Origin of the sequence: Aeromonas sp. CD, from assembly GCF_033349375.1 — a bacterium.
GTDB classification, from domain to species: domain Bacteria; phylum Pseudomonadota; class Gammaproteobacteria; order Enterobacterales; family Aeromonadaceae; genus Aeromonas; species Aeromonas hydrophila.
In genome coordinates this window covers 1,082,798-1,106,316 of sequence record NZ_CP137631.1, presented here as the reverse complement: position 1 = coordinate 1,106,316, position 23,519 = coordinate 1,082,798, and the positions used below count along the sequence as shown (strand labels likewise).

At 61.7% G+C, this 23,519-nt stretch carries 23 protein-coding genes and 1 pseudogene; 15 read left to right on the top strand and 9 right to left on the bottom strand.

Features of this window, described 5'->3' with window-relative positions:
* The first annotated feature begins 157 nt into the window (after positions 1 to 157).
* From R2E40_RS05115 to R2E40_RS05105, 3 genes are all read left to right on the top strand, one after another.
* Positions 158 to 895: an EAL domain-containing protein gene (locus R2E40_RS05115; RefSeq protein ID WP_318164911.1), complete on the top strand. Its 738-nt coding sequence runs from the start codon at positions 158 to 160 to the stop codon at positions 893 to 895.
* A gap of 233 nt (positions 896 to 1,128) precedes the next feature.
* Positions 1,129 to 2,490, top strand: a complete 1,362-nt coding sequence (gene yegQ, locus R2E40_RS05110) for a tRNA 5-hydroxyuridine modification protein YegQ (protein WP_017408769.1) — start codon at positions 1,129 to 1,131, stop codon at positions 2,488 to 2,490.
* A gap of 1 nt (position 2,491) precedes the next feature.
* The gene (locus tag R2E40_RS05105) at positions 2,492 to 2,740 is read left to right on the top strand and encodes a YfhL family 4Fe-4S dicluster ferredoxin (RefSeq protein WP_005334896.1); all 249 of its coding nucleotides are present in this window, start codon (positions 2,492 to 2,494) and stop codon (positions 2,738 to 2,740) included.
* A gap of 113 nt (positions 2,741 to 2,853) precedes the next feature.
* Here R2E40_RS05105 and alr read toward each other — a convergent pair whose 3' ends face one another.
* A complete protein-coding gene (gene alr / locus R2E40_RS05100; protein WP_017408770.1) occupies positions 2,854 to 3,927 on the bottom strand; it encodes an alanine racemase in 1,074 nt (357 codons plus the stop codon).
* Between the two features lie 309 nt (positions 3,928 to 4,236).
* Complete coding sequence (gene dnaB / locus R2E40_RS05095) at positions 4,237 to 5,631, bottom strand: replicative DNA helicase (protein ID WP_011704946.1); 1,395 nt, start codon at positions 5,629 to 5,631, stop codon at positions 4,237 to 4,239.
* Between the two features lie 432 nt (positions 5,632 to 6,063).
* Here dnaB and R2E40_RS05090 point away from each other — a divergent pair, with 432 nt between their 5' ends.
* From R2E40_RS05090 to R2E40_RS05065, 6 genes are all read left to right on the top strand, one after another.
* Positions 6,064 to 6,918 (top strand): Tim44 domain-containing protein, encoded by an 855-nt coding sequence (locus tag R2E40_RS05090; protein ID WP_011704944.1) that lies wholly within the window; start codon positions 6,064 to 6,066, stop codon positions 6,916 to 6,918.
* Between the two features lie 178 nt (positions 6,919 to 7,096).
* Positions 7,097 to 8,638, top strand: a complete 1,542-nt coding sequence (locus R2E40_RS05085; protein ID WP_318164910.1) for a cyclic diguanylate phosphodiesterase — start codon at positions 7,097 to 7,099, stop codon at positions 8,636 to 8,638.
* Positions 8,639 to 8,870: 232 nt separating this feature from the next.
* A complete protein-coding gene (locus tag R2E40_RS05080; RefSeq protein ID WP_042065251.1) occupies positions 8,871 to 10,709 on the top strand; it encodes a bifunctional metallophosphatase/5'-nucleotidase in 1,839 nt (612 codons plus the stop codon).
* A gap of 86 nt (positions 10,710 to 10,795) precedes the next feature.
* A complete protein-coding gene (locus tag R2E40_RS05075) occupies positions 10,796 to 11,137 on the top strand; it encodes a DUF2956 domain-containing protein (RefSeq protein ID WP_318164909.1) in 342 nt (113 codons plus the stop codon).
* A gap of 126 nt (positions 11,138 to 11,263) precedes the next feature.
* Entirely contained in the window at positions 11,264 to 11,599 is a 336-nt protein-coding gene (locus R2E40_RS05070; RefSeq protein ID WP_318164908.1) for a hypothetical protein, read from the top strand.
* A gap of 113 nt (positions 11,600 to 11,712) precedes the next feature.
* Complete coding sequence (locus R2E40_RS05065) at positions 11,713 to 12,582, top strand: tetratricopeptide repeat protein (protein WP_318164907.1); 870 nt, start codon at positions 11,713 to 11,715, stop codon at positions 12,580 to 12,582.
* An 89-nt stretch (positions 12,583 to 12,671) separates the two neighbouring features.
* Here R2E40_RS05065 and R2E40_RS05060 read toward each other — a convergent pair whose 3' ends face one another.
* Both R2E40_RS05060 and fkpA read right to left on the bottom strand, forming a co-directional pair.
* Positions 12,672 to 14,078: a sigma-54-dependent transcriptional regulator gene (locus tag R2E40_RS05060; protein ID WP_043159586.1), complete on the bottom strand. Its 1,407-nt coding sequence runs from the start codon at positions 14,076 to 14,078 to the stop codon at positions 12,672 to 12,674.
* Positions 14,079 to 14,229: 151 nt separating this feature from the next.
* Positions 14,230 to 15,036, bottom strand: a complete 807-nt coding sequence (fkpA, locus tag R2E40_RS05055; RefSeq protein ID WP_011704938.1) for an FKBP-type peptidyl-prolyl cis-trans isomerase — start codon at positions 15,034 to 15,036, stop codon at positions 14,230 to 14,232.
* A gap of 119 nt (positions 15,037 to 15,155) precedes the next feature.
* On the opposite strand from fkpA, the gene R2E40_RS05050 reads away from it, so the two are divergent.
* Positions 15,156 to 16,124, top strand: a complete 969-nt coding sequence (locus R2E40_RS05050; RefSeq protein WP_318164906.1) for a hypothetical protein — start codon at positions 15,156 to 15,158, stop codon at positions 16,122 to 16,124.
* A 14-nt stretch (positions 16,125 to 16,138) separates the two neighbouring features.
* A complete protein-coding gene (locus R2E40_RS05045; RefSeq protein WP_011704936.1) occupies positions 16,139 to 16,354 on the top strand; it encodes a SlyX family protein in 216 nt (71 codons plus the stop codon).
* A gap of 64 nt (positions 16,355 to 16,418) precedes the next feature.
* Here R2E40_RS05045 and R2E40_RS05040 read toward each other — a convergent pair whose 3' ends face one another.
* The gene (locus tag R2E40_RS05040; RefSeq protein WP_011704935.1) at positions 16,419 to 17,057 is read right to left on the bottom strand and encodes an FKBP-type peptidyl-prolyl cis-trans isomerase; all 639 of its coding nucleotides are present in this window, start codon (positions 17,055 to 17,057) and stop codon (positions 16,419 to 16,421) included.
* Positions 17,058 to 17,202: 145 nt separating this feature from the next.
* Positions 17,203 to 17,409, bottom strand: a complete 207-nt coding sequence (locus tag R2E40_RS05035; RefSeq protein ID WP_011704934.1) for a YheV family putative zinc ribbon protein — start codon at positions 17,407 to 17,409, stop codon at positions 17,203 to 17,205.
* A gap of 39 nt (positions 17,410 to 17,448) precedes the next feature.
* Between R2E40_RS05035 and R2E40_RS05030 the strand changes: the two genes are divergently transcribed.
* The 3 genes from R2E40_RS05030 (at position 17,449) to R2E40_RS05020 (ending at position 20,267) form a co-directional block, all read left to right on the top strand.
* Positions 17,449 to 18,135, top strand: a complete 687-nt coding sequence (locus R2E40_RS05030; RefSeq protein ID WP_318164905.1) for a hypothetical protein — start codon at positions 17,449 to 17,451, stop codon at positions 18,133 to 18,135.
* A gap of 181 nt (positions 18,136 to 18,316) precedes the next feature.
* The gene (locus R2E40_RS05025) at positions 18,317 to 19,216 is read left to right on the top strand and encodes a chemotaxis protein (RefSeq protein ID WP_076362260.1); all 900 of its coding nucleotides are present in this window, start codon (positions 18,317 to 18,319) and stop codon (positions 19,214 to 19,216) included.
* A gap of 67 nt (positions 19,217 to 19,283) precedes the next feature.
* Positions 19,284 to 20,267, top strand: a complete 984-nt coding sequence (locus R2E40_RS05020) for a hydrolase (protein WP_318164904.1) — start codon at positions 19,284 to 19,286, stop codon at positions 20,265 to 20,267.
* Here the strand turns inward: R2E40_RS05020 and R2E40_RS05015 are convergent.
* Both R2E40_RS05015 and R2E40_RS05010 read right to left on the bottom strand, forming a co-directional pair.
* Complete coding sequence (locus tag R2E40_RS05015; protein WP_318165537.1) at positions 20,249 to 20,752, bottom strand: GGDEF domain-containing protein; 504 nt, start codon at positions 20,750 to 20,752, stop codon at positions 20,249 to 20,251. The two genes, R2E40_RS05020 and R2E40_RS05015, sit on opposite strands and share 19 nt — an antisense overlap.
* Before the next feature lie 57 nt (positions 20,753 to 20,809).
* Positions 20,810 to 21,392, bottom strand: a pseudogene (locus R2E40_RS05010) (membrane-associated sensor domain-containing protein); the annotation flags it as partial.
* Between the two features lie 89 nt (positions 21,393 to 21,481).
* On the opposite strand from R2E40_RS05010, the gene R2E40_RS05005 reads away from it, so the two are divergent.
* Positions 21,482 to 21,724, top strand: a complete 243-nt coding sequence (locus R2E40_RS05005) for a YheU family protein (RefSeq protein ID WP_065476021.1) — start codon at positions 21,482 to 21,484, stop codon at positions 21,722 to 21,724.
* 424 nt (positions 21,725 to 22,148) lie between these two features.
* Here the strand turns inward: R2E40_RS05005 and R2E40_RS05000 are convergent, their stop codons facing one another.
* Positions 22,149 to 23,495 carry a UDP-glucose/GDP-mannose dehydrogenase family protein gene (locus tag R2E40_RS05000; protein WP_318164903.1) on the bottom strand — a complete coding sequence of 449 codons (1,347 nt, stop codon included), beginning with the start codon at positions 23,493 to 23,495 and terminating at the stop codon, positions 22,149 to 22,151.
* Between the last annotated feature and the right edge of the window lie 24 nt (positions 23,496 to 23,519).

Sequence of the window (23,519 nt, the reverse complement as noted above, 5' to 3'; positions counted from 1 at the left end):
TATAAAACCAGTTTATGAAGAATTATGAGACAGTGTAAATCGGAATGAGCAGATATTGACATTATCAGCTCGGCACCATTATCAGATGATTCCTACAGGCTTTACCGCTCCCTTCTGCTGTATTATCCACAGCCATATCCGTCAACAGGTGAGTGCCATGTTTGCATTTCAAGAAGAGTACCCAATAAGTGACATGGCAAGCATCGCGGTGGCCGATCTTGCCGTGCCCTTCTATCAGCCGATCATCGGTCGGGATCATCAGGTCAAAGGTTATGAAGTGCTGGCCAGACGCTGGGAGCCGGCCCAGCAGAGCTATCAGGGCATCGACTTCGCCTCCCTCAGTGAGGATCAATCCCTGCATCTGGACATCGTCATGCTCAGGGCCATCATGCGGGATCTGCCGACCCTGGCGCAGGCTGGGCCCTATTTTCTTTCCATCAATCTCAACCCGGCCCTGAACAGCCCCACCTATCAGAACCTGCTGCTGCTGGTGCTGATGCAGGCGCGCAAGCTGGGGATCGAGATCTGGTTCGAGGTGGTAGAACAGGCCCCGCTGCAGCGGCAGCACAGGGCGCTGATCGAGGTACTGCGCAGCCATGGTGCCCATATTGCCTGCGATGACTTCGGCACCCTGGAGTGCAATTTCCAGCGCATGCTGGCGCTGCCCTACGAGGTCATCAAGCTGGATCGCTCCCTGCTGCTGCAAGCCAGCAAGACGCCCCACGCCCTGCGCATGCTGACCGGTCTGGTGGAGTACCTGCAGCGGCTTGGCATGAAGGTGGTGTGCGAAGGGGTCGAGACCCTGCAGCACATCGAGACAGCCAATCGGCTCGGTTGCGACTATCAGCAAGGCTACGCCTACGCCATGCCCTCCCCCCTCTCTCGCTGGGCCTGAACCGCCTATTTTTTGGCCGCCGACTCGCGCCGGGGACGTTCCCCTGCCAAATTGCATGATGCGGTGAGGGCGAGTACAATCTCGCACCCCGTTTATCCGGTGCATGCTGCTGCAGCCCAGATATGCCGTTATCGGGTCGCGCCGAGCGAGTATCCACTCCCAGCGCAGCTCAACCCATACGGCGCCATCAGGTGGCGCCGTCCTGATTTGCAATCAGATACGAAGAGTCCGCCATGTTTAAACCAGAATTGCTCTCCCCCGCAGGTTCCCTCAAGAACATGCGTTACGCCTACGCCTATGGCGCCGATGCCGTCTATGCCGGCCAGCCCCGTTACAGCCTGCGGGTGCGCAACAACGAATTCGATCACGAGAATCTGCAGCTCGGCATCAACGAAGCCCATGCCCTCGGCAAACAGTTCTACGTTGTGGCCAACATCCAGCCCCACAACTCCAAGCTCAAGACCTTCATCCGCGACATGCGTCCGGTGGTGGAGATGAAGCCGGATGCGCTGATCATGTCTGACCCCGGTCTCATCATGATGATGCGCGAAGCCTTCCCTGACATGCCTATTCACCTCTCGGTGCAGGCCAACGCGGTCAACTGGGCCACGGTGAAGTTCTGGCATCAGATGGGCCTGACCCGGGTCATCCTCTCCCGCGAACTGTCGCTGGACGAGATCGAGGAGATCCGCATGCAAGTGCCGGAGATGGAGCTGGAGGTGTTCGTCCACGGCGCCCTTTGCATGGCCTACTCCGGCCGCTGCCTGCTCTCTGGCTACATCAACAAGCGTGACCCCAACCAGGGCACCTGCACCAACTCCTGCCGCTGGGAGTACAAGGTGCACGAAGGCAAGGAAGATGACGTGGGCCAGATCGTCCACCGTCAGGAGCCCATCGCCATCCGCCCGGACAACACCCTGGGCCTGGGCAAACCGACCGATGCGCTGGTGCTGCTGGAAGAGTCCAACCGCCCGGGCGAGTACATGAGCGCGTTCGAAGACGAGCACGGCACCTACATCATGAACTCCAAGGATCTGCGCGCGGTCGAGCACGTCGAACGACTGACCAAGATGGGCGTGCACTCGCTGAAAATCGAAGGCCGCACCAAGTCCTTCTACTACTGTGCCCGCACCGCCCAGGTCTATCGCAAGGCCATCGACGATGCGGTAGCCGGCCGGCCGTTTGATCGCAGCCTGATGGGCACCCTCGAAAATCTGGCCCACCGCGGCTATACCGAGGGCTTCCTGCGCCGTCACAACCACAGCGAATACCAGAACTACGACTACGGCTACTCGGTCTCCGACACCCAGCAGTTCGTTGGCGAGATCACCGGTCGCAACGGTGACATGGTGGAAGTCGAGGTGAAGAACAAGTTCCTGGTGGGCAACAGCCTGGAACTGATGACCCCACAGGGCAACCTCAGCTTCAATCTGGAACAGATGCAGAACCGCAAGGGCGAGCTCATCGACACCGCGCCGGGCAACGGCCACGTGGTCTATGTGCCGGTACCGAAGGAAGTGGACGTTGACTACGGCATCCTGCTGCGCAACCTCGGTGAGCGCCAGGATACCCGTCAGCCGCACTCGGCCGCCTGAGATGGCACTGCTCATCACCGACAAGTGCATCAACTGTGACATGTGCGATCCCGAGTGTCCGAACCAGGCCATTAGCCTGGGCGAGGAGATCTACGAGATCGACCCCAGTCGCTGCACCGAGTGCGTCGGTCACTACGAGAAGCCGACCTGCATCAGCGTCTGCCCCATCGACTGCATCATCTGGGATCCCGCTCACGTGGAAACCGAAGATCAACTGATGGAAAAGTTCGTGCGGATGCACCGGCAGTAACCTCGGCATCAGTGTCTACGACTCACAGGCAGTAAGAAGAAGCAGCAGGTTGCAACAACATCATAAAAAAAGCCCCGCATGCGGGGCTTTTTGACGTTTGGCGCTCACGGCATCTAGACGTATTCCATAAAGACCCGGGAGGTGAGCTTGGTGATGAGCTCGTAGGGGATGGTGCCGATCTGGTCGGCCACCCGCTCTACCGGCAGCCCTTCACCCCACAGCACCGCCTCGTCGCCGGCCTTGTCGGTGGCGCCGGGGCCCAAGTCCACCGTGGTCATGTCCATGGAGACCCTACCCACCAGCGGCACGATGCGGCCGTTGACCAGCACCGGCGTGCCGTTGGGAGCCATGCGTGGATAGCCGTCGCCATAGCCGATGGCAATCACCCCGAGCCGGGTATCACGATCCGACACCCAGTTGGCGCCATAGCCCACCGGCTCGCCCGCCTTGTGATCCCGCACTGCGATCAGTTGTGTCTTGAGGGTCATCACCGGCTGCAGGTCGTAATCGGCCGCCACCGTATTGGGGAAGGGGGAGACGCCGTAGAGGATCACGCCAGGGCGGATCCAGTCGCAGTGGGAATCCGGCCAGGCCAGGATGCCCGCCGAATTGGCCATGGCCCGCTCGCCCAACAGCGGCGCGGTCAACTGGCTGAACAAGTCGATCTGCTCGCGGGTAGTGGGCTGCTCCAGCTCATCGGATCGGCTGAAGTGGGTCATGATATTGAACGGTTGCACCACGTTCTTGCACTTGGCGAGCCGCTCGATAAAGGCCGGCATCTCGTCGGCCCGCACGCCGAGTCGGTGCATGCCGGTGTCGAGCTTGAGCCAGGCCACCACGGGGGCAGGCAGATCCGCCTGCTCCAGCGCTTCGAGCTGCTCCCAGGTGTGCACCGCGGTCTGCAGGTTGTTGGCCGCCAGCACCGGCAGGTCGGCCGCGCTGAAGAAACCCTCCAGCAGCACGATGGGCTTGACCACGGCGCAGGAGCGCAGCATCAGCGCCTCTTCGATGCGGGCCACCGCGTAGGCATCCGCATCCACCAGGGTGCGGGCGACCGGCAGCAGCCCATGGCCATAGGCGTTGGCCTTGACCACGGCAATGATCTTGCATTGGGGGGCGTGGCGTTTCACCACGGCGAGGTTGTGGCGCAGGGCCGCGGTATTGATTTGGGCGATAGCCGCTTTCATCTGTTTTCCCTTACGAGGGCATGATAACGCGCGAACGCGCCAGGCACCGGGGGGTGTCAGCCCTTAATTGTCATCGTCTAAGGCCGGACCGGCAGAATTGTCGAACCGGGAAAACTGTTTCTGGATACCGGGAGCAGGCTCCCGGCTTACTTAGTAGTCATCATCAAACGCCGGGCCCGCGTAGTTGTCAAAACGCGAGAACTGCCCCTGGAAAGTGAGGCGCACCCGGCCGCATATTGGCACCGTTACGCGGCTTTGCAGCGATGACCCTCACCACTTTCTTTCTCTTCAGGATCGCGATGACGATGATCAGTAGTCATCATCAAACGCCGGGCCCGCGTAGTTGTCAAAGCGCGAGAACTGACCCTGAAAGGTGAGGCGTACCCGGCCGATGGGGCCGTTACGCTGCTTGCCGATGATGATCTCGGCGATCCCCTTGTCGGGGCTGTCGTCGTGATAGACCTCGTCGCGGTAGATGAACATGATCAAGTCCGCATCCTGCTCGATGGAGCCCGATTCCCGCAGATCCGAGTTGACCGGGCGCTTGTCGGCCCGCTGTTCCAGGCTTCGGTTGAGCTGGGAGAGCGCCACCACCGGGCACTGCAACTCTTTCGCCAGCGCCTTGAGGGAGCGGGAGATCTCGCCGATCTCCAGGGTCCGGTTGTCAGAGAGCGCCGGCACCCGCATCAGCTGCAGGTAGTCGATCATGATCATCGAGAGGCCGCCGTGCTCACGGGCGATACGACGGGCGCGAGAACGCACGTCGGTCGGGGTGAGGCCAGAGGCGTCATCGATATACATCTTGCCCTTCTCGAGCAGCAATCCCATGGTGGAGGAGAGCCGCGCCCAATCCTCGTCGTCGAGCTGACCGGTCCGCACCTTGGTCTGGTCGATGCGCCCCACCGAGGCAAGCATACGCATGATGATCTGCTCGGAGGGCATCTCGAGGGAGAAGATCAGTACCGGCTTGTCGGCGGTGAGCGCCGCATGCTCGCACAGGTTCATGGCAAACGTCGTCTTGCCCATGGAGGGACGGGCCGCGACGATCACCAGATCCGAGCGCTGCAGGCCGGCGGTCATCTTGTCGAGATCACCGTAACCGCTCGATACCCCGGTCACCCCGTTGTGGGGCGTCTTGAACAGCTCTTCAATCTTGTCGACGGTCTGCTCGAGAATAAGCTTGAGCGGCTGGGGCCCCTCGTTGGCGCTGCTGCGCTGCTCGGCAATCTTGAATACCTTGCTCTCGGCCAGGTCCAGCAGATCGCCGGAGGTGCGCCCCTGCGGCTCATAGCCTGCTTCGACTATCTCGTTGGCGACCGAGATCATCTCCCGCACTACCGCCCGCTCACGCACGATCTCGGCGTAGGCACTGATGTTGGCGGCACTCGGGGTGTTCTTGGCGATCTCCACCAGATAGGCGAAGCCACCGGCCTCTTCCAGCTGTTCGGAGCGCTCCAGCTCCTCCTGCAAGGTGATGAGATCGATGGGGTTACCCGCATTGGAGAGGCGGGTCATGGCCTGGAAGATCAGGCGGTGCGGGCGGCTGTAGAAATCCTTGTCGATCACCCGTTCGGCGACCCGATCCCAGGCCTCGTTGTCCAGCATCAGGCCGCCCAGTACGGACTGTTCGGCCTCAAAAGAGTGGGGAGGTACTTTCAGCTGTTGTGTCTTGGCGTCTTTTTTCGCCGTCACTTGCTCTGCCATACACATAAAAACCGCAGCGGGAAGGGGACGGGAATTTTACAAAAGAAACCCCGTCATCGCGAGTGCAAATGCACGCTATTCACTTCTGTCAGCCACAACCGCCCTCCTGATGGTTGCCGGCGCCGCCTGTCGATAAAATCCGTTTCGCATTCATACCATGATGAAGGGCCAGACCAGGGTCTGATCCTGCGGTTTGGCTCTCGCCTTGTTGCGCAGCTTGCGCTCCTTGCGGCTCGGTCGTCGACTTTTCATGGCCTGTCTCCTCACAACGCCCCCGATCGGGGCAATCTGTTCATGAATAATTCATGCCAACCATGTTAATCATAGTCGCAAGCTGCAATACAACGAGGGACAGGCAGCCTGCCATGCGCCTCGCTGAGCTTGCCAAAGCAGAGCATGCCCCACCCACTGATGAGAGTGAAAAGAGTCAAAATGAAAAAGATGCTGACCCTGTTTGCCGTGATCCTGGCCATTGGCCTGGGGGCACCCATTGCCGAGGCCAAGAAATTTGGCGGCGGCAAATCCTTTGGCAAGAGCTATAAAACGGCTCCGGCCCAACCGGCCGCCAAACCCGTCGACACCAAGAACCCCACCGTGGGCGCCCAGGCACCCAAGAAGGGCGGCATGATGGGCGGCCTGCTCGGCGGCCTGCTGGCCGGTGGTCTGTTCGCCTACCTGCTGGGCAGCGGCGCCTTCGAAGGTCTGCAAGGGATGGACTTCCTGCTGATCGCCCTGCTGGCACTGGGGGCCGTGTTCCTGATCCGCACCCTGCGCAAGGGCAAGATGGCGGCGCCACAGCAGCAGACGGCCTATGCCGGCTATCAGCCGCCCCAGAGCGCGGCGCCCCAGCAGTTCGAGCAGAACCACAGCGCCCCGCAGGCCACCGGTTTTGCCGACAGCGACGTGCCGTTCCGCCTGCCGCCAGGTTTTGACATGAACGGTTTCCTGGCCGGGGCTCGCGATCACTACCGCACCCTGCAGGAAGCCTGGAACAAAAACGATCTGGAAAAGGTACGCGAGTACGTGAGTCCTGAGCTGTTCGAACAGCTCAAGGCCGAGCGGGCCGAACTCACCGGTGAGCAGCATACCGAAGTGATGTATGTGGACACCCAGCTGGTGCGTGCCGACTACGGCAGCGACTGGGCCCAGGTCAGCGTGCGCTTCAGCGGCCGCTACATGGATCGCCAGGAGCAGGTCGAGGAGGACATCAAGGAGGTGTGGCACCTCGAGCGCAACCTCGCCAAGGACAATGCCCCCTGGCATATCGTCGGCATCGAGCAGCTGTAAACGCGCTTTTCCTGCGATGACAAACAAAGGCGGCCTGCGGGCCGTCTTTGCTTTTTGGCATTTCCCGCCCCCTGCACCCGCCCATACCGCCCCTTGTACCGGCTATGAGATTGAGGTGTGATTGTGTAGTATGACCGACCTTTTTTTGTTCAATTGACTCTTCATCGAGGCGTGGCCCATGGCTCTTCCCTTTCTGCGTCGCAGCAACATGCCTCGTCTCCTGGCCAGCCTGCTGTGCTGCGCCACCCTGATCCTCATCTCCCTCGTCACCCTCTACTGGCAGACCTGGTCGATGACGCGCCAGCAGGCCCAGACCGCCGCCGAACGCGCCATGACACAGATCGACAGCGCGCTGCACCACTCGACCCTGGCGGCCAAGGCGGCGCTGCCGCTGGCCAGCCGTCCCTGCCGCGAGGTGGCCCGTGAGCTGCGGGTGCTGGTCGCCACCTCCCCCTATGTGCGCTCGGTCAACCTCTCCCGCAACGGTCGCCTCTACTGCTCCTCCATCTTCGACGAGATCGATCTCAAAGACCGGCTGCAGAACAGCCAGCACGAGCTGCTCAGACTGGAGGCGGTCACCCAGCTCGGACGCAAACCGTCGCTGCTGTTCTACCACCTGAGCGAAGGGGATCATGCAGTGGTGGTCGCCATCAACCCCTATCATCTGAGCAAGCCGTTGCAGTGGCATCTCGCCGGGCCCCACAGCTGGGTGCAGATAGGCCAGCAGTGGCTCGACCTGCAGGGCAAGGTGCACGATGGGCAACCGCCCAGGCTGCGGGGCTTCAATTACCGGCTCGACTCGACCACGTTCGGCTACAGCCTCAACCAGGGGTTCCCGCTGAGTGCCGTGCTGGCCATGACCCTGCAAAAGCAGGGCAGCATGGTGCTGCTGATCCTGGCCCTCGGGGGGCTGGCCGGCCTCGCCACCTACCGCTGGTGGAGCCATATCTCGACTCCGACCCAGGAGCTCAGGCGCGCCATCATCAAGCAGGAGTTCGTGCCCTATCTGCAGCCCATCGTCGTCAGCCAGAACGGCCAACTGCATGGCTGCGAGGTGTTGATGCGCTGGCAGCACCACCGCCAGGGGCTGATCCGGCCGGATCTCTTCATTCCGCTGGCGGAGGAGAGCGGCCTCATCATCCTGATGACCCAGACCCTGATGCAGCAGGTGCGGCTGCAGTTTGCCCCCCACGCGGCAGCGCTGCCACCCCGCTTTCACTTCAGCTTCAACATCTGTGCCCGCCACTGCCAGCAGCTGAGCCTGCTGGATGACTGCCGCAGCTTTCTCGCCGCCTTCACCGCCAACCCGATCACCCTGGTGCTGGAGCTGACCGAGCGCGAGCTCATCACCCCCAACCACCTCACCGAGCGGCTGTTTGAGGAGTTGCGGCAGATGGGGGTCAGGATCGGGCTGGACGACTTTGGCACCGGCCACTCCAGCCTCACCTATCTGCAGCAGTTTCACGTGGACTATCTGAAGATCGATCAGAGCTTCGTCGCCATGATCGGCACCAACGCCCTCTCCCGTCATATTCTTGACAGCACCATCAGCCTGGCGACCCGGCTGGGGCTGCAAACCATCGCCGAGGGGGTCGAGACCCAGGAGCAGGCCGACTTTCTGGTCGAACGGCAGGTCGATTACCTGCAGGGCTACCTGTATGGCCGCCCGCTCACTCCGCAGCAATTTCTGCAGCAGCTGAGCCCCACGCCTGCGCCTTGAAGCGCCCCTGACCTCAATGGGGTTGCATTGACACCCATGCTGGCGGAAAATCCCCGCCGCGCCTTCCCCTGCTCTGCCAAATAGAGCAAACGTTTATTTGCTTTATTAATGTGCAGTAGCTCAAAGGAATCAGCTCTGTTTATTTCCAATTATTACTTTTTGCCTAGAATCGCCACACTCCTGTCATGCAGGAACGATATACAGGACTATAACAACAAGAGGAATATTACCGATGAAGAAGACGCTACTGGCCGTCACCGTCTCTATTACCCTGTTCGGGCTGACCGCCTGCAATTCAGAAAACAGCAGCAAGGAACATATTCCGCTGGATCTGACCATTGCCCACATCAATGATACCCACGCCCACCTCGACCCGACCGAAAATGCGCTGGCGATCCAGCCCACCGGCCAGGAGCTGTTCAAGTTCAACGCCAAGCTGGGCGGCTATCCGCGCCTGAAGTTCAAGCTGGACGAGCTGCGCAGCCAGGCCGCCAACGAGGGCCGCAACTTCATGGTGCTCAACGGTGGCGACGCCTTCCAGGGCACCCTCTATTTCACCCAGTTCAAGGGTGAAGAGGAGTCCCGGCTGCTCTCCGACATGGGTATCGATGCCATGGTGCTCGGCAACCACGAATTCGATCTGGGCAACCAGGCTATTAAAGACTTTGTCTCACGGGTGAATTTCCCGGTATTGGCTTCCAATATGGTGAAATCCAGTAGCGCCACCCTGAAGGACAGTGAAAATATTCACGAATATGTCATTAAGGAAGTCAATGGCGAGAGCGTGGGTATTTTCGGGCTGGTGCTGGAAAATATGCATGACATCTCCTCACCGGATACCGACACCAAATTCCTGCCGATGATTGAGACCGCCCAGAAAATGGTCGACACCCTCAAATCCAAGGGCGCCAACAAGATCATCATGGTCACCCATATCGGCCTGCAAAATGACCAGGCGGTGGCCAAGGCCGTCAACGGCATCGACCTGATCGTCGGCGGTCACTCCCAGACCTTCCTCGGCGACATCACCGAGCTCAACAGCATCGGCTACACAGCCCACAACCAGAACCCGGCCGATGACAATACCTATGCCCAGATCGTCAGCAACCCGGACGGTGGCAAGACCTGTATCGTGCAGGCCGGCGAATGGGCCAAGGGCTACGGCCTGGTCAACGTCTCCCTCAGCAAAGAAGGCCAGCTCACCAAGTGTGAGGGCCGCAACACCCTGATGACCGGCGACGACTTCACCAAGGAAGTGGCCAAGAAGAAAGTGCCGCTCAGCGGCACCGAGCAGACCAACGTGGTCGACTTCATCAACAAGTCCCCGGTCATCGAGATCGTGCCGGAAGACACCGCCATGCGCGATGTGATCGACACCGAGTACAAGCCGGCCGTGGCCGAGCTCGAAGCCAAGATCATCGCCGACGTGCCGACCAAGCTGACCCACGTGCGCGTGCCGACCACTCCGGACGGCGCCGGCCTCATCGATCCCCTGGTGGCCGAGTCGCTCTACTGGAAGCTCAACAAGCTCAACACCAAGGTCGACTTCACCATCCAGAACGCCGGTGGCGTGCGCGCCGACGTGAACGCAGGCCCGCTCTCGGTCGGTTACGTGATGGGTACCCTGCTGCCGTTTGGCAACAAGATCGCCGCCTTCAACCTCAAGGGCAAGGACGTTCGGGCCACCCTGGAGTACGCCGTTGACTACTCCATCGGCCTGGAGACCGGGATCGCCGCCTCCAGCGGTGCCTTCCCCTACGTCGGCCACTTGAGCTACACCTACGACGGCAAGCTGGCCAAGGGCTCCCGCATCACCAAGCTGGAACTGCTGGACGCCAACGGCCAGTGGCAGCCGCTGGATGACGAGAAGGTGTACCGCGTCGGTGCCAACACCTACATCGCTTCCGGCAAGGATGGCTACAACGGCCTGCTCAAGCGTGAAGAGCTGCCCAACAAGGGTGACTACGTCGACTCCGGCGTCGGTGAGAACGAGATGTTCATGGAGTACGCCGAGTCCCAGGGCACCCTCAACCCGCTGCCCTACGCGACCGTGACCTATTACAAGCCCTGATCCGGCTCACAAGCTGTTGCAACGGCGCCTGAGGGCGCCGTTTTTATGGCATACTCCCCGCCAATCGATGCCGAGGAGACCCTTTGATGGCGAAGTACGACAAGATTTCCCCCGAGACCCAGCAGGAGGCGATGAAGATTGCCCGTGCCAACCAGAAGCCGGGGCAGACCAAGGAGCAGACCCAGCTGATCGCGCAGGGGATCCAGAAAGGCATAGACGAATACAAGAAACAGATGAAGGCGCGGGCCCGCGAGGCCAGCCGTCAGAAAAAACTGCAGGCCAAGGCCAAACAGTCCCACGCAGCGCCGCAGGATGAGGAACCGGACGACATCGTCGAGCTGGTCGAGGTTTCTCGCCAGCATCCGCTGCCCTGGCTGTTGCTGGCCATCAGCTGGCTGGGCTTTGCCGCCTGGTTCTGGCTGCGCTGAAACCTCGGCCGACAAACCTTTGCCCGGGATCTGCTTCACAGCCCGGGCCCTTGTGGCTGGTCATCCCCGCCTCGGGCTGATTAAATCCCGCCACTGCTGCTCACGCCTTTTTTCAGGATACCCGTTATGAACCCGGCTCCACTCTACCTGCTGGCACCCCTGGTGCTGTTTATCGTGACCCTGCTGCTTTATCGCATCTCGCCGCTGCGCGCCGTTGCGGCCGGCAGCGCCCGCTGGTTTATTCTGCCGGCCTTCACCCTCTTCATCCTGCTTATCATCATCAATGGTGCGGCAGACCCCAGCCTGCGCAACCCCGCCTTTCACTGGCTGATGCCGGGGCTCGGCTTCGCCCTCACCCTGTTTCCGGCCCTGCCCAAGGCGCTGGTGCCGCGCCTCGCCATCAAGGAGGGAGCCTTCGCCGCCCTCGGCCTGATGTTGATGAGCCTGGCCATGGTCTACTGACCGGCTCGCCGCAAATGCAAACATGACTCAAGGGGCACTCTGTGACGGGGGCCCCTTGTACAAGCAATGGCCTGCAGGCATCTTGGGAGGAGGATAGCCAGCAAGGAGGCCAAATGGACAATCCGCCCGATTTCATGGCGCAGTGGGATTATCGGGATCCCGCCGCCAGCGCCCTGCGTTTTCATGCCCTGTTGCCCGAGGCGCGCGCCGCCGCCGATCTGCAGTACGAGCTGGAACTGCTCACCCAGATAGCCCGCACCCATTCACTGCAACGCCAGTTTGCACAGGCGCACCAGCTGCTCGACGAGATAGACCCCCGCCTCACCGATGCAACCCCGCGAGCCCGCCTGCGCGCCCTGCTGGAGCGCGGCCGCACCTTCAACTCCGCCGGCGACAAGGCCAGCGCCAAGACGCTGTTTGAGCAAGCCTGGCAGCTGGGGCTCAAGCACAAGGAGCTCTATCTCGCCATCGACGTCGCCCACATGATCGCCATCGCCGCCCCGCTGGAAGAGCAGAGCCGCTGGCATCAGCTGGCGATGGAGCTGGCCGAGCGCAGTACCGATCAAGAGGTGCGCGGCTGGCTCGCCACCCTCTACAACAACCAGGGCTGGACCCTGTTCGAGCTGGGTCGTTTCGATGAGGCCAGGGGCTTCCAGCAAAAATGTCTGGCATGGCACGAGCAGCACAACAACCAGGCCAAGGCGTTTATCGCCCGCTGGAGTCTGGCCCGCCTGCTGCGAGCCCAGGGCCAGCACGAACAGGCACTGGCCGACCTGATGCTGCTGAAGGGTGATATGGCGGCCGCCGGGGTGGCGGAAGATGGCTATCTGTTCGAGGAGCTGGGGGAGAATGCGCTGGTACTGGATGATCCGGCGGCGGCCGAATACTTCTCCCGCTCCTGGTTCCTGCTCTCGCAGGATCGCTGGCTCAAGGCCAACGAGGCAGAGCGGCTGGCCCGCCTCAAGCTCTTGGCCAAGCTCTAGCCAGCAACCGCCACAAACGCAGCGGGGCGGCCCATTGGCCGCCCCGCACATTTATCCCCCGGGAGGGTGACCCCCTCCCGACACCGGCCTCACGCCAGACTCGCCTCTTCCCAGCCCTGTTTCTTGCGATAGATGGTGGAAGGGCTTATCTCCAGCAGCGCCGCCGCCTTGGGGATGTTGCCGTCACAGCTGGCGATGGCCTGCTCTATGGTCTCTTTCTCCACCAGCCAGAGCGGGCGGATCGGGGCATTGGCCACCACCACGGCACCGCTGCCGGTCGCGGCCGCAGCGGGGATCGCCGCCAGCAGGCTGGCACGGCTGCCGTTGAGCGGCGGCGGCAAGATGTCGGGGCTCACCAGCTCGCGATCGTTGAGCACCACTATGTTGCGCACCACGTTCTGCAGCTCGCGCACGTTGCCGGGCCAGGGGTAATCGAGCAGCACCCGCGCCGCCTCGGCATCGAAATCCTTGAAGCGCTTGTTCTCTTCCTTGGCATAGCTCTGCAGCAGGGTTCGCGCCAGCAGCAGTATGTCCTCGCCCCGCTCGCGCAGCGGCGGCAGGCTGAGGGGGATGACGTGCAACCGGTAGTAGAGATCCTCGCGAAAACGCCCTGCCTTCACCTCCAGCAGGGGATCGCGGTTGGTGGCGCAGACGAAGCGCACGTCGACCGTCTCCAGCTTGCCGCTGCCGACCCGCTGCAGGGTGCCGGTCTGGATGAAGCGCAGCAGCTTGCTCTGCAGGTCCAGATCCATCTCGCAGATCTCGTCCAGAAACAGGGTACCGCCATCCGCCAGGCTGGCCGCCCCCTTGCGATCCCCCTGCGCGCCGGTGAAGGAGCCCTTCACGTGGCCGAAGATCTCGCTCTCCATCAGGTCGTGGGGAATGGCGGCACAGTTGAGGGCGATGAAGGGCTGCTCGCGACGGGGGCTGCACTGATGGATGGCCTCGGCGCACACCTCCTTGCCGGTGCCGCTCTCACCGGTGATGAACACGGTCGCCTTGCTCGGCGCCGCGCTCTCGATAATGCGATAGACCGCCTGCATCGGCATGGAGGCACCGATGAAGCCGGCAAACGAGCTGCGCTCGAAGTTCTCCCGATACTGGGCCACCAGCGAGCTGAGCTGCTGGTGCTTGAGGGCATTGCGTGCGGTGGCGCACAGCCGCTTGCCGTCGAACGGCTTGGTCAGGAAGTCGAAGGCACCGAGCCGCATCGCCTCCACCGCCACGTCCACCGAGCCGTGGGCGGTGATCACCACCACCGAGCAGGGCAGCTGCTGTTCGGTGATCTGCTGCAGGATGTCCATGCCGGACATGTCGGGCAGCTCGAGATCCAGCAGCACCACCGGCGGCGGGCTGCTCAGCAGCTGCGCCAATGCCTGCTGGCCGCAATCGGCCCGCAGCACCTCGTAGCCATCCTGGGCCAGATACTGTTCATAGACCACCGCCAGACTGCGGGTATCTTCCACCAACAGGACTCGAGGTTTGCTTTCCGCCACGGGAGCCATCCTTGCAATTGATTTTGTTGTCTATTTCGGGTGTCGTTCGCCATGTTAGCACAGTTGGCGATACTCTCTTTTATCCCGCCATTCGGGCGGAGTTACAAGTAAAAACGGCTCCCTAAGGAGCCGTTTTTTCAACGTTTTCCGCTTACTTCTTGGCGTTGTCGCCATCGGCAGCCGGCTTCTCGATAGCCAGCAGCTCAACGTCGAATACCAGCACGGCATTGGCCGGGATGGAACCCGCACCGTGCTCGCCGTAGGCCAGCTTGGACGGCAGGAAGAACTTGAACTTGGAACCGACCGGCATCAGCTGCACGCCTTCGGTCCAGCCCGGGATCACCTGGTTGAGCGGGAAGGTGGCCGGCTCGCCGCGATCGACGGAGCTGTCGAACTTGGTGCCATCGGTCAGGGTACCGGTGTAGTGGACCTTGACGATGTCGGTGGCCTTCGGCTTGGCGCCGGTACCCATCTTCTCGACCTGGTATTGCAGGCCGGATTCGGTGCTCTTCACGCCCTCTTTCTTGGCGTTGGCAGCCAGGTACTCTTCACCCTTCTTCTGGTTTTCCACGGCATCCTTGTCAGCCTTGGCCTTGGTCAACTCGTTGATCTTGGCGTCGTACTGCTGCAGAACCTTCTGGATCTCCTCGTCGGTCATCTTGGCTTCTTTGCCCAGACCGTCGGTCACACCCTTGAGGATGACGCTGTTGTCCAGCTTGATGCCGAGTTCCTGCTGACGTTCCAGGGTATTGGCGATATAACGACCCATGGAGAGGCCAATTGCATAGCCGGATTGCTCTTCAAAGCTCTTGGCTTCAGCCTTGGGGGCCTCTGCCGGCTTGCTGGCTTCTGCCTTGACCTCTGCGGTATTCGCAGCAGTCTTCTCGTCTTTTTGGCAAGCAGTCAGACTCACGGCAACTGCCGCGGCCAACAGGGACACCTTCAGAAAATTGTTCATCAGTTTCTCCAAAACTCTAAATACCGCTCTCGGTTCCTTCGTGAAATGAGAGGTTTATCGTGATAAGCGCCTTATACTAACGCCGTGATCGCAGGTAACGAAAGCATGAGACAGGAAAAATGATAAAAAGTGCCATTTATCTCGTCGCGATTTGCCTGATACTGACAGGCTGCGAACAGAGCTCATCGCCGGACCGACAACTGACCCTCGCCAAGCAGGGGCTGCTGAGCGCCGATCTGGCCAGCGACGGCAAGCAGGCCATCGTCTCCAGCCTGAGCCAGGGCACTGTGGTGTGGGACCTGGAACAGGGCAAGGAGCGCTGGCGCTGGCGCCAGTCCGACAATCCGGACAACTTCATCATCATCACCCGTTTCTCGGCGGACGACAGCCACGCCGTGACGGCCACCCCCGACAGTTTCGGGATCTGGCGCCTGCAGGATGGCCAGTCGCAAGGCTACTATTCGCTTCCTGAATCCAGGCTGAGGGACATCGCCCTCTCGGCCGACGGTCGCCAGGTGCTGATCGGCCGGGAAGACGGCAAGGCGGAAGTGGTGGATACCCGCACCGGCCGCCGGCTGCAGTTTCTCGGCCACACCGAGCAGGTCAACACGGTGGATCTCTCCCCCAATGGCCGTTACGCCCTCACCGGCGGCAACGACTATAGCGCCTACCTGTGGGATACCCGCACGGGCCAGGTGGTGTGGCGCTTCAACCACGCCGGTCGGGTGGTGCTGGCCCGGCTCGACCCGAGCGGACGGCTCGCCTTCACCGCCGACAGCCGCCAGGCCAGCATCTGGGATCTGAAAACCGGCAAGGAGCTGAGCCGGTTGCAGTTCGATCACCGCTTCGAGGTCTACACCGTGGCGCGCTTTGCCAACGACGGCAAGTGGCTCATCACCGGCGCCCCCTCCCGCCAGCTCTCCCTGTGGCAGGTGAGCGACGGCAGCCTGCTGCAGAGCTGGCGCGTCTCGCCCCATCCCAGAGTGAAACCGCCGAGCGCAGTGGTCTACGGCGTGGCTTTGCGCGACAATAGCCACCTTGTCAGCGCCAGCTCCAGCGGCCTGGCCGAAATCTGGACTATCAAGTAAGGACCAAAAGGCCCATGAGTCAGCAATTAAACGATCGCCTCGAAACCCTGGAAAGCCGCCTCGCCTTCGCCGAATACACGGTGGAGCAGCTCAACGACGAGGTCACCACCCAGGGCCGCGAGCTGGATCGGCTCAAGCATCAGATCCAGCTGCTGGTGGACAAGCTGCAGAGCGTGCAGCCGAGCCAGATCGCCAGCATGGCCGAAGAGACCCCGCCACCGCACTATTGATGAGTGCCAGCCATAAAAAAACCCGCGCCAGGCGCGGGTTTTTTTATCATCGGCAATGCCGTGATCAGTGCTGATGGCCCTTGCCACCGCAACCGCCGCCACCGCAGCAGCCGCCGTGACCGTGGTCGTCGCCGTGGTCATGACCGTGATCGTGGCCATGATGGCCACCACCGCAGCAACCGCCGTGCTCGTGACCGTGGTCGTGATCATGGTCGTGGCCATGATCGTGACCGCAACCACCGGCACCGTGAACGTGGCCGTGGGCCAGCTCTTCGGCAGTGGCGGCGCGCACGTCCTTGATCTCGACCTTGAAGCCCAGGGTCACACCAGCCAGCGGATGGTTGCCATCCACCTTGACGAACTCTTCGGACACTTCGATCACGGTCACCGGACGGTGGCCGTCGTCAGTCTCGGCCACAAAAGTATCCCCTTCAGACACTTCCATGCCGTCGAACAGCTCGCCGGGCACTTCCTGCACCAGGTTCTCGTCGTACTGGCCATAGGCCTGCTCCGGCGTCAGGGTGACGTCGAACGCCTCGCCCACGCTGCGACCTTCCAGCTCGGCTTCGAGGCCGGAGACCAGATAACGGGTACCGTGCAGATACACCAGAGGCTCTTTACCGACAGTGGTGTCGATGACTTCACCGTGTTCGTCGGTGACCGTGTATTCCAGCGTAACCACGCTCAGGGGAGCTACTTTCATGTCAGGGATCCTGCGGATAGAAAAAAACGGGCCCAGAATACCTCAAAAAGGCAGACAAGCATATGGTCGGTCCGGCTTCAGCGTGATGAAAAAGTCATCAACAGCCACCAGCCTGACCGGCATGCCATCACCTTGAGGCCGCCACTCACTCGGGACGAAACACGCCTATCACCTGTTCCGTCTCCCGGGTCACCTTGTCCACCTCGGCCTGGGTCTGTACCTGGGTATCCCCGCACTCGACACAGGTCACCTTCTCGACTCCATGCTCCATATACAGCATCATGGTGTCCATTTTGCCGCACGCCGGGCAGACCGCACCGGCAATGAAGCGTTTTTTACGTCTGGTTTCCATTTTCGTTACCTCCAGGCAGCATCATATCAGGGTTTTTACATGCATCACGCCATCGAATATCAGCATTTTTCCACTTCGCATCTGCAAGTCGGTGCCCGCAAGCGCGTGCCGGTAGGTCAGCTGCTGCGGATCACCCGGGGCGCGGCGCTGCTGCGGCTCGGCGCCCATGAGTGGCTGATGCCGACGGGAAGCCACTTCTGGCTCTGTGCCGATGCTCTGGCCGCCTTCACCCCGCTGGCGGGCTGCCAGCATGATCTGCTGACCTGCTCGGTACGCGTGGAGCAGCCAGAGCGAGCGGGCTGGCTGCAGCCCACCCCGCTGCTGGCAGCGCTGCTCGACGGCCTGGCCCAGTGGCAGCGCCCCCGCGACTGGCAAGGTGCCTACGGCCACCGCTTGCAGGTGATACTCGACGAGCTGCCGGCCTGCCCCATTGCCTCCCAGCCAGACAATGCCCTGCAGGCCGCCTGGCAGGCGCTGGCAAACGGCCGGGAGGGCAGCGATGCGGCATGGCAGCAATGTCTGGCGCAGCGTGGCCTCAGCGACCCGGCGCTGGCGGGCGACGCGCTGCGCGCCCAGTGGCAGCTGCTGCAGGCGGTGCGGCTGCTCAAAAGCGGCAGCCAACGCGCCCAGGTGGTGAACAAGCTGGGTTATGGGGATGAAGCCGCGCTCGCCCACGCCTGCCAGCAGTGGCTCGGCACCCCGCTGGAGGCGTTGCAGGCGCACTGAACGCCCCGCCCATGAGGGCCCCAGGCAGTGCGCACAAGTGCGGATTGCGGCAATAAATGGATGAAATGAGTCCAGTTTTGCGGCCAATGGTCGTTAATAACCACAAGGCCATTTCTTCTATAATCCTTTATGCTAGGGGCCTGAATTGACTGATACCGTTTTGACTCACAGGACATCTGCCATGAAAAGCAAGGCCAACCAATCCCAGGGCATGTTGCTGTTTCATCTCTCGGCCAAGCAATCCTTCGCCATCGGCACCCTCAAGGTGAAAGAGATAGTGCCCTACACCCAGCTGACGGCCATGCCGCACTCGCACCCGACCGTGCTCGGCGCCGCCAGCATGCGTGGCACCACCATCCCGGTGATCGACATGGCCATGGCGGTGGGTTATCGCCCGATCAGCAAGGAAGAGATGCCGCACTGCTTCATCATCATCACCGACTGCCGCCGTACCCTGGTGGGCTTTCTGGTGCGCGGCATCGACAAGATCACCGAGTGCAACTGGCGCGACATCGAGCCGCCGCCCGCCACCCTCGGCCACAACGTGTTCGTCACCGGTGTGACCCGAGTCAATGATCAGCTGATCCAGCTGCTGGACGTGGAGCTGATCCTCTCCCGGGTCTATCCGGACGACCCCAGCCACCTCTACCCTGTGCTGACCGACGTGCAGCGGGAGCGGATCAAGCCGATGCGGATCCTGCTGGTGGATGACTCCTCGGTCGCCCGTCGCCAGCTGATGGCGGCGCTGGACTACATCAACATCCCCTACGAGGTGTGCACCAACGGCAAGGATGCGCTGACCCTGATGCAGACCCGCGCCAGCCAGCAGACCCCCATAGACATCCTGGTGAGCGACATCGAGATGCCGGGGCTCGACGGCTATGAGCTGGCCTTCGAGGTGCAGAGCGATGCCAAACTGGCGGGGGCCTACATCATCCTGCACACCTCGCTCTCCAGCGAGATCAGCGTGGAGCGGGCCCATCAGGTGGGCGCTCACGAGGCGCTGACCAAGTTTGAAGCCAACGAACTGATCCAGGCTATGCTGCGCGGTGCCGAGCACCACGACAGCCTGCCGGCCTGATCCCGACGGCGAGAAGCCCGGCTTCTCGCCGTTGCCTTTTCTGTCCCTGTCACCCCGCGGACCCAACATGCTGATCGAAAGCCACTTCCACGCCCCCTGGTGGGCGCGCAATCCCCATCTGCAAACCATTTTGCCCAAGTGGCTGCGCCGGCAACCGGCCCGCTTCGTGGCGGAGCGCTTCGAGCTGGCGGACGGCGACTTCGTCGATCTCGCCTGGAGCGGCGAGATCAGCCGGGATGAGCGGCCGCTCATCGTGCTGTTTCACGGGCTGGAGGGGAGCATTCACTCCCACTATGCCAAGGGACTGTTCGCCCACCTGCAACATCAGGGCAACGAGGCGGTGCTGATGCACTTTCGCGGCTGCAGCGGCGAGCCGAACCGGCTGCTGCAGGCCTATCACTCCGGCGCCATCGAGGATGCCCAGGCGCTGATCGCCGAGCTGGGCCGCCGCTTTCCCGGCAAACCGCTCATCGCCATCGGCTATTCGCTGGGGGGCAACATGCTGGTGAATCTGCTGGCGCGCGCCTGCCCGAGCGAGCTTAAGGCGGCGGTGGTGATCTCGGCACCGCTGCGGCTGGACAGCTGCGCCGATCGGGTCAATCAGGGCTTCTCGCGGGTCTATCAAAGCTATCTGCTGCGCACCATGCGCCACAACCTGCAGCAGAAGATCCAACGGCAGGCGGCGGCCGGCGCCCGCTGGCAACCGCAGCAGGTGCACGCCATCGCTACCCTGCGCGACTTCGATGAGCAGGTCACGGCGCCGCTGCACGGTTTTGACAGTGCCGACCACTACTATCAGCGCTGCTCGGGCCTGGGGATGCTGGCACGGATCCCCATCCCCACCCTGGTGATCCACGCTGCCGACGATCCCTTCATGACCGAGGCGGTGATCCCGCAGGCCGAGCAGCTCTCCCCCATGGTGCGCTACGAGCTGAGCCGCCAGGGCGGCCACGTGGGCTTTCTGCACGGTACGCCCTGGCGGCCGCGGTTCTGGCTGGAGGAGCGGATCAGCCAGTGGTTGCGAGAGCAGACTCAGGGGGCGAGCCGGTAGCCGTTGCGGCCAGCCTCCTTGACCTGATAGAGCGCCTCGTCGGCGCGCACCAGCATGTCGGCGATGCCATCCTGCCCCCCGTGCCACAGGGCGATGCCCTGACTTACGGTGACCCGATCCGACACCTCCGACTGCGCATGAAGGATGCCTCGCCCGGCCAGCGCGGCGGCAATGCGTTTGGCGATGGCGCTGGCGGCCAGCGCATCGGCACCGGGCAATAACAGCACGAACTCCTCCCCGCCATAGCGGGCCACCACGTCAGCCGGCTGGCGAATGGCCTCGCGCAGGCAGTCGGCCACCGCGATCAGGCAGTTGTCCCCCTGCAGATGGCCGTAGTGATCGTTGAAGCGTTTGAAGAAGTCCACGTCCAGCAGCAGGATGGCAAACTCGCCGTGCTGCTCTCTCGCCTCCTGCAGGATCTGCTCGCCGACGTTGTCGAAATGGCGCCGGTTGGCCAGCCCGGTCAGCGGATCCCGCTTGGCCATGGCATCGAGCTGGCGGGCCAGGGTCAGGTTCTCGTGCTCACGGGACACCGCCAGTTCGAACCAGCCGTTGAGCATGCGCCTGCCCGTCTCCAGCATGATGATGAGGCAACCCACCGCCATCCAGTGCACCGCCCTTGACCAGCAGCGCCTCCAGCAGCAGAAACAGCAGCGGCGGGGTGCTGAAGCAGTAGAACAGCCGCACCTCGCAATAGAGCGCCACCAGCGCCGTCATCAGCAGCATGCTGATGAGATCGAACGCCAGGCTGAAACCGCCTCTCAACTCCACCAGGGCGATGGCGTAGCCGAGCAGCGCCCAGCCAATCCCCCACAGCAGGGCACCGGCACGCAGGCAGGGCTGCCAGATGGCGGGGGGCTGGCGGGAGAGCCAGTGCCAGAACAGCGGAAACGACAGGCAAGCCAGGGTCATCAGCACCAGCTGCACCTCGTAGCTCCAGGGCAGTACCCGGGCCACCACCAGATGGGCATCCTGATAGACATAGAAGCGGGCCAGCAGGAACAGGATCGCCAGCTGGTTGACGGCCCAGAACCAGCGCAACCCCTTGCTCAGGGCGTGACGGCGAGACTCATACAGATGGTGATCAAAGTGGCTGGAGAGACGACGTTGTTCATCAGAGAGCATGTTCATACCTGCTTGCTGCCATATAAATCCCTTGCGCTTGCTGCCGACAGATAGACAATACCCGCTCTCTGGTAACGGAAGATGAAACCATGATTATCCCCTGGCAAGAGCTGGATGCAGACACCCTCAACAACCTGCTCGAGCACTTCGTGCTGCAAGAGGGCACCGAGTACGGCGAACATGATGTCAGTCTGGCCGACAAAGTCGCCGATGTCAGGACACAGCTGCAACAGGGGCTGGCCGTGATCGTTTACAGCGAGCTGCACGAAAGCGTGAACATAGTGCCCAAGGCGATCCTAGACCGGGCTCAGGTGGACGATATACCGGAATAGCCGGCCCATTGCCATCCCGATCTGGATCTTGCCGGCCGGGCCGACACGTTGGCGGCACGAACCCGACAGTTCCCGCCGGGCTGGCGCGTCCTTTTCGGAAAATAAAAATGGCCCTCCGAACTAGCGGAGGGCCATTTTTATTGTGTTCAGATTTATTGTGCCGGATTTGATGCGTCCATTGGAGTCCAGGTTCAATATACTGCGGGGAAATAGGCCATATCAATACCGGTTTAATTAATAGTGACGAGCCATGCAGAGAGCCTGGCTATAGCGGCAATATAAAATTAATAAAGTGAATCAGCTCACAATATTAAATATGACAACGACGCTCACCGACAATAGTGACGGAAATAATCTTGTTCAGCGTGAAAAGATGCCGCGCTGTCATTGCACTGAAACATGGCGGCAGCGTGGCATGGTCTTTTTATTTCATTACCGACTCGCCCCGCCCGATGGCGTAGTAATGAAAACCATGATCTTTCATCCGGCCCGGATCAAACAGGTTGCGGCCATCGACGATCAGCGGATAACGCAACGCCTGCTTGATGGCAGCAAAATTGGGGGCCTTGAAGTGGTTCCACTCGGTGCAGATCACCAGGGCATCCGCACCAAACAGCGCCGCCTCCTTGGTGCCCATCAGCCGCAGCTTGTCACAGTTGCCGTAGATCTGCTGGGCCTCCTGCATCGCCTCGGGATCGTAGGCCTGCACGGTTGCCCCGGCCTGCCACAACGCCTCCATCAAGGCCCGGCTCGGCGCCTCGCGCATGTCGTCGGTGTTGGGCTTGAACGCCAGCCCCCACAGGGCGATGGTCTTGCCGGCCAGGGTCTCCCCTTCGGCGTGGAAGAACGCTGACAGCAGCTGAAACAGCCGCGATTTTTGCAATTCGTTGACTCGCTCCACCGCCCGGATCAGCGGCGTGTCGTACTCCAGCTCCTGGGCCGTGGCCAGCAAGGCTTTGACATCCTTGGGAAAACAGGAGCCGCCATAGCCGCAACCCGGGTAGATGAACTGATAGCCGATGCGCTGATCCGAGCCTATCCCCTGGCGCACCATCTCGATGTCGGCGCCGACCCGCTCGGCCAGCCCGGCCATCTCGTTGATGAAGCTTATCTTGGTGGCCAGCATGCAGTTGGCGGCGTACTTGGTCAGTTCGGCGCTGCGCACATCCATGAACAGGATACGGTCATGGTTGCGGTTGAACGGCTCGTAGAGCTCGCGCATCAGCTGGCGGGAAGCCTCGTTGGCTGTGCCCACCACGATGCGATCCGGCCGCAGGCAATCCTGGATGGCGGAGCCCTCTTTCAGAAATTCGGGGTTGGAGACCACGTCGAAGGTGAACGACTGATCCCGCTGCTGCAGGATGGCGTTGACCCTGGCGGTCACCTTGTCGGCGGTGCCCACCGGCACGGTCGACTTGTTGACGATGATGACGGGCCGATCGCGATACTGGGCGATGGTCTCGGCCACCGTCAGCACGTGGCTCAGATCGGCGGAACCATCCTCCCCCGGTGGCGTGCCTACCGCTAGAAACTGCACATCGCCGTGTTTGACGGCCAGCACGGCGTCCGTGGTGAACACCAGGGAGCCGCTCTTGATGTTGCGCTGCAGCAGGGTGTCGAGACCGGGTTCATAGATGGGCACCTGGCCATCCATCAGGGCTGCCACCTTCTGTTCATCGACATCGACACAGATAACCTGATGACCGACGTCGGCCAGTACGGTGGCCTGAACCAGGCCCACGTAGCCACTTCCAAATACAGTAATGTTCATATTGATACAACCAAAATGTCAGAG

Coding starts and splice junctions, on each gene's coding strand:
- R2E40_RS05070 (WP_318164908.1), top strand. CDS start 11,264: ATGAACCCGGCTCCACTCTACCTGCTGGCACCCCTGGTGCTGTTTATC.
- R2E40_RS05025 (WP_076362260.1), top strand. CDS start 18,317: ATGAAAAGCAAGGCCAACCAATCCCAGGGCATGTTGCTGTTTCATCTC.
- R2E40_RS05040 (WP_011704935.1), bottom strand. CDS start 17,057: ATGAAAGTAGCTCCCCTGAGCGTGGTTACGCTGGAATACACGGTCACC.
- R2E40_RS05090 (WP_011704944.1), top strand. CDS start 6,064: ATGAAAAAGATGCTGACCCTGTTTGCCGTGATCCTGGCCATTGGCCTG.
- R2E40_RS05105 (WP_005334896.1), top strand. CDS start 2,492: ATGGCACTGCTCATCACCGACAAGTGCATCAACTGTGACATGTGCGAT.
- R2E40_RS05030 (WP_318164905.1), top strand. CDS start 17,449: ATGCATCACGCCATCGAATATCAGCATTTTTCCACTTCGCATCTGCAA.
- yegQ (WP_017408769.1), top strand. CDS start 1,129: ATGTTTAAACCAGAATTGCTCTCCCCCGCAGGTTCCCTCAAGAACATG.
- R2E40_RS05000 (WP_318164903.1), bottom strand. CDS start 23,495: ATGAACATTACTGTATTTGGAAGTGGCTACGTGGGCCTGGTTCAGGCC.
- R2E40_RS05050 (WP_318164906.1), top strand. CDS start 15,156: ATGATAAAAAGTGCCATTTATCTCGTCGCGATTTGCCTGATACTGACA.
- R2E40_RS05085 (WP_318164910.1), top strand. CDS start 7,097: ATGGCTCTTCCCTTTCTGCGTCGCAGCAACATGCCTCGTCTCCTGGCC.
- R2E40_RS05035 (WP_011704934.1), bottom strand. CDS start 17,409: ATGGAAACCAGACGTAAAAAACGCTTCATTGCCGGTGCGGTCTGCCCG.
- fkpA (WP_011704938.1), bottom strand. CDS start 15,036: ATGAACAATTTTCTGAAGGTGTCCCTGTTGGCCGCGGCAGTTGCCGTG.
- alr (WP_017408770.1), bottom strand. CDS start 3,927: ATGAAAGCGGCTATCGCCCAAATCAATACCGCGGCCCTGCGCCACAAC.
- R2E40_RS05005 (WP_065476021.1), top strand. CDS start 21,482: ATGATTATCCCCTGGCAAGAGCTGGATGCAGACACCCTCAACAACCTG.
- R2E40_RS05045 (WP_011704936.1), top strand. CDS start 16,139: ATGAGTCAGCAATTAAACGATCGCCTCGAAACCCTGGAAAGCCGCCTC.
- R2E40_RS05075 (WP_318164909.1), top strand. CDS start 10,796: ATGGCGAAGTACGACAAGATTTCCCCCGAGACCCAGCAGGAGGCGATG.
- R2E40_RS05115 (WP_318164911.1), top strand. CDS start 158: ATGTTTGCATTTCAAGAAGAGTACCCAATAAGTGACATGGCAAGCATC.
- R2E40_RS05065 (WP_318164907.1), top strand. CDS start 11,713: ATGGACAATCCGCCCGATTTCATGGCGCAGTGGGATTATCGGGATCCC.
- R2E40_RS05015 (WP_318165537.1), bottom strand. CDS start 20,752: ATGGCCAAGCGGGATCCGCTGACCGGGCTGGCCAACCGGCGCCATTTC.
- R2E40_RS05080 (WP_042065251.1), top strand. CDS start 8,871: ATGAAGAAGACGCTACTGGCCGTCACCGTCTCTATTACCCTGTTCGGG.
- R2E40_RS05020 (WP_318164904.1), top strand. CDS start 19,284: ATGCTGATCGAAAGCCACTTCCACGCCCCCTGGTGGGCGCGCAATCCC.
- dnaB (WP_011704946.1), bottom strand. CDS start 5,631: ATGGCAGAGCAAGTGACGGCGAAAAAAGACGCCAAGACACAACAGCTG.